The sequence below is a fragment of the Streptomyces sp. SID13666 genome (assembly GCF_010548325.1).
GTDB classification, from domain to species: Bacteria; Actinomycetota; Actinomycetes; order Streptomycetales; family Streptomycetaceae; genus Actinacidiphila; species Actinacidiphila fildesensis.
This window is the reverse complement of the sequence record NZ_JAAGLX010000101.1, coordinates 1-3,193: the sequence shown is the minus strand read 5'-3', so window position 1 is coordinate 3,193 and position 3,193 is coordinate 1. Positions and strand designations below refer to the sequence as shown.

Genomic DNA, 3,193 nt, shown 5'->3' with positions numbered 1-3,193 from the left:
CGAGCACCAGGACCACGGCGGCGCGCACGGGTACCTTGCGGACCGTCCATGCGGCGCCGGCGAACAGCACCCAGGCCGCCGCGTACCAGTACAGGAGGTGGCGCGGGTGTGCCTCGGAACCTCCTGAGCGGATGGTGACGGCGACGACGGCGGTCAGCGCGGCGACGAGGACTGAGGTGCATACGGTGCGGACTCCCACACCGTCCACCGTGGCAGGTGGAAGCGCCCGGCGGGTTCCTGCCGGGCCCCGCGTCCGCAATCCGTAAGGTCTCGGCGGCGCGTCCGCATTCCGTAAGGAGTCGCCTCCCCTGCCGGAGCCCTGGTCGGGGGTGTGATGGAGGCATGCAGAATCCATCAGACGGGGAGCGTCCCCCGAAGCCTCCGAGCCCCCGGAGCGACCCGCCGAAGAGCTCTCAGGGCAGCGCGCCGAGCACCCCGCCGGGGCCGGGTGCCCCGCCGAGCCGCCCGCCCGTTCCTCCCCGCGCGCGGCTCGCGCTCCCCGATCCGCCGGCGTGGCTGCGCCGCGGCCCGCTGCGCGAGGGGGCGTTCACCGGGCGGCTGCACGACGCGCGGACGGCCACGGTCGTCGGCCGCGCGCTGGGCGCGGCCATCGCGGTGTGCTTCGTGACCGGCCTCGTCAGTCACTATCTGCAGCATCCGCCGGACTGGGCGGCGGACCGGCTGCCCAGCCGTCCGTCGTGGGGCTACCGGCTCACCCAGGGGCTGCACGTGGCGACCGGCATCGCCGCGATCCCGCTGCTGTTCGCGAAGTTGTGGACGGTGTACCCGCGGCTCTTCGCCTGGCCGCCGGCCCGGTCGGTGGGCAAGGCGCTGGAGCGGCTGTCGATCGCGGTGCTGGTCGGGACGGTGCTGCTGCAGTTGCTCACCGGGCTGCTGAACACGCTGCAGTGGTACCCGTGGCCGTGGAACTTCGTGCCCGTGCACTGGGCGCTGGCCTGGGTCGCGATCGGCGCGCTGCTGCTGCATCTGGCGGTGAAGGCACCCGTCATCGCGGCGCACTGGTCGCGGCGTTCGGGCGGCACCGTGGAACTGCCTGCCGTGGACGGGCCGGACCGGCGGGCGTTCGTACTGGGGGTCGGCGCGGCGGTCGGTGCGGTCACGCTGACGACCGTCGGGCAGTCCTTCACCCCGCTGAAGGACTTCGACCTGCTCGCGCCACGGCATCCGGACCACGGCCCGCAGGGACTGCCCGTCAACAAGACCGCGGTCGCGGCCGGGATCTCCGCCGCGCGGCTGGCGGACTGGCGGCTGCGGGTCGCCGGGCCGAACCCGTACGAGCTGACGCTGCCCGAACTGCGCGCCCTCGAGCAGCACGCCTCGCTGCTGCCGATCGCCTGCGTCGAGGGCTGGAGCAAGAGCGCGCACTGGGAGGGCGTGCGGGTGCGCGATCTGCTGGACCGGGCGGGCGCCCCGCGCGGGGCGCGGATCAGGGTGGTGTCCCTGCAACAGGGCGGCGCCTACTCGGTGATGGAGATGGGCGCCACGTACGCACGCGATCCGCTGACGCTGCTGGCGCTGACGCTGAACGGCGCGCCGCTCTCCGTCGACCACGGCTTCCCGGCCCGGATCATCGCGCCGAACCGGCCGGGCGTGCTGCAGACGAAGTGGGTCTCCCGGCTGGAGGTGCTGGCATGAAGGCGCGTATCGCGCTCGGCGCGGTGGGTGTGGCGGCGATGGGGCTGGGCGCCGTACAGCTGTTCACGAACCGTGCGGTGAAGGCGCCGGTCGAGGTGCTGTTCTGGCTGGCCGGTGCCATCGTGCTGCACGACGCGGTGCTGACGCCGGTGGTCCTGGCCGTCGGCGCGGTGCTGTCCCGGTGGCTGCCGCCGCACATCCGGCGGCCGGTGCGCGCCGGGTTGATCACCGCCGCGTGCCTGACCGCCGTGGCGTTGCCGTTCCTGCTGCGGCCGACCGCGAAGTCCAACCCGTCGGTGCTTCCGCTGGACTATCCCCGCAACACGCTGATCGTGCTGGGGGCGGTGGCCGTGCTCACCGCGCTGGCAGCCGGATGGGCGGCGCTGCGCCGATTTCGATCTCTTCCCAAAAACTAATGCATAGAGAGCATCTCAAGCATTAGCATGTGGGTGTCGGTGGGACAGTCCCGCCGACACACACGGGAGGCACGCGCGATGACGGCTCTGGAACTTCCCCGGGTGGCACACCGGTTCGTCGAGGTGGACGGCGTACGAGTCTTCTACCGCGAGGCCGGCGACCCGGACGCCCCGACCCTGCTCCTGCTGCACGGCTTCCCGTCCGCCTCGCACCAGTACCGGCGGCTCATCGACGCGCTCGGCGGCCGGTACCACCTGATCGCCCCCGACTACCCGGGCTTCGGGCACAGCGACGCACCGGCCTCCCTCACCTACACCTTCGACCTGCTCGCCGATGTCGTGGAAGGCTTCTGCGAGGCCCTCGGCCTGCACCGCTTCACGCTCTACGCCTTCGACTTCGGCTCCCCGGTCGGCTTCCGCCTCGCCGCCCGCCACCCGGAGTGGATCGCGGGGCTCGTGGTGCAGAACGGCAACGCGTACGAGGAGGGGCTCAGCCCGATAGCGCGCGCCTTCGTGGCCGAGCGTCCCGAGGACGAGGGATCCGAGGAGCGGCTGCGCCAGATGCTGACCCCCGCCTTCACCCGCAGCCAGTACGAGGGCGGCACGACCGACGCGTCCACGGTGCCCCCCGAAAGCTGGCTCCTCGACCAGCACTTCCTCGACCAGCCGGGGCGCGATGTGATCCAGCTCCAGCTGGCCTACGACTACCGCAGCAACGTCGAGCTGTACCCGCAGTGGCAGGCCTGGCTGCGCAAGCACCAGCCGCCGACGCTGGTGCTGTGGGGGAACCGCGACGCCATCTTCGTGGAGGCCGGAGCGCACGCGTTCCTGCGCGATGTGCCGGACGCCGAGGTGCACTCCTTCGACACCGGGCACTTCGCGCTGGAGGAGTGCGTCGGGGAGATCGCACCGCTGATCGCCGACTTCCTGGACCGTACGTGGGCGTGAGCCCCGACGCGGGCGCGGTCCCTGGCCACGGGGCTCAGCAGCGCCACAGCTCCACGAAGTGGCGGCCGGCCACGGACCACTCCTCGACCGTCGTCCAGCCCGCGCCGTCCGCGGCCGACCGCAGCGCGGCCGCGCCCAGCCGGGCCCAGGGGAAGTCCCGGCCGTACCGGCCC

General features: G+C 72.8%; 3 protein-coding genes and 1 pseudogene. 3 read left to right on the top strand and 1 reads right to left on the bottom strand.

Going from position 1 to position 3,193, the window contains the following annotated elements:
• Positions 1–199: pseudogene (locus G3I60_RS43435) on the bottom strand (hypothetical protein); the annotation flags it as partial.
• A 143-nt stretch (positions 200–342) separates the two neighbouring features.
• Here G3I60_RS43435 and G3I60_RS43430 point away from each other — a divergent pair.
• The 3 genes from G3I60_RS43430 (at position 343) to G3I60_RS43420 (ending at position 3,020) form a co-directional block, all read left to right on the top strand.
• Positions 343–1,656, top strand: coding sequence for a molybdopterin-dependent oxidoreductase (locus G3I60_RS43430; protein WP_164299678.1), 1,314 nt, complete (start codon positions 343–345; stop codon positions 1,654–1,656).
• Entirely contained in the window at positions 1,653–2,072 is a 420-nt protein-coding gene (locus G3I60_RS43425) for a hypothetical protein (RefSeq protein WP_138359575.1), read from the top strand. The genes G3I60_RS43430 and G3I60_RS43425 overlap by 4 nt, the downstream gene beginning before the upstream one ends.
• 78 nt (positions 2,073–2,150) lie before the next feature.
• Positions 2,151–3,020, top strand: a complete 870-nt coding sequence (locus tag G3I60_RS43420; RefSeq protein ID WP_164299676.1) for an alpha/beta fold hydrolase — start codon at positions 2,151–2,153, stop codon at positions 3,018–3,020.
• Positions 3,021–3,193: the final 173 nt, after the last annotated feature.